General features: G+C 66.7%; 1 protein-coding gene. It reads right to left on the bottom strand.

Annotated elements, in window-relative coordinates; all coding sequences use genetic code 11:
• Positions 1-12: 12 nt before the first annotated feature.
• A partial coding sequence (locus tag KVF89_RS02580) for an IS481 family transposase (protein ID WP_257423091.1) occupies positions 13-936 on the bottom strand: 924 nt, incomplete at its 5' end.

Here is a 936-nt window from a genome sequence, read left to right as displayed (position 1 = left end):
TGTACCCGGCGATCAGGTTGGTAGCAGCCGACTGATCGGGGGCTTGCCTCCGAGTGCGCTGTGGCGGCGTTCAGTGTTGTAGTGCTCCAGCCAGGGCGCAAGGGCCGCGGCTCGTGCGTCGTTGCTGGTGAAGACCTGGCGGTAGGCCCACTCGATGGCCAGGGTCCGGTTCAGGCGCTCGACCTTTCCGTTCTGCCAGGGGCAGTGGGGCTTGATGAACATCTGGCTGATGTCGTGCTCGGTGCAGACGGCGCGCAGTGACCACCGGTAGGCCCAGGCGTTGTCGGTCATCAGCCGTTCGATCCCGGTGATGCCGTGGGCGGCGAAGTAGGCGATGGCTCGCTCGAGGAACGCAGCGCAGCTGGGGCCCTTCTCGTCGGGCAAAATCTCGCTGTACGCGAGCCGGGAGTGGTCGTCGACCAGCGAGTGGACGTAGTCGAAACCGACTCTCGTGGACCGGTCGCGTTGAAGCGATCCGGCTCCACGGCCGTGGACGCGCCACCCGCCTCCCTCAGGGATGCGGCCGATCTTCTTGACGTCCATGTGGACCAGCTCGCCTGGGCGTTCACGTTCGTAGCGCACGGCGCTCTGCTTCGAGGAACGGATCACCTCCCCGGTGATCGGGTCACACTCACGCAGATACGGGACGTCGTGGCGACGCAGGATCCGTGACACCCTCCGGGCCGGGACCCCGACCTTCGGGCCCAGCACGTCTGGACCCTCGCGCGACTCGGCACGGGCCGCGAGGACCTTCTGCTCGATCTCGGCGCTGGTCTTGGTCGGCGTCGTGTGCGGACGCGACGAGCGGGTGACCAGACCGGCGTCGCCCTCATCGTCGTAGCGGTCGATCCAGGTCTTCACGCACTTGCGAGAGACCCCCATCGCAGCGGCGATGTGAGCTTGAGGCCAGCCCGCTTGATGGCGTTGAACGATTAG

It is taken from the genome of Nocardioides carbamazepini (assembly GCF_024614185.1).
Taxonomy (GTDB): Bacteria; Actinomycetota; Actinomycetes; order Propionibacteriales; family Nocardioidaceae; genus Nocardioides; species Nocardioides carbamazepini.
Note: the sequence above shows the minus strand (reverse complement) of the source record. Positions and strands in the feature narration are given on the sequence as shown.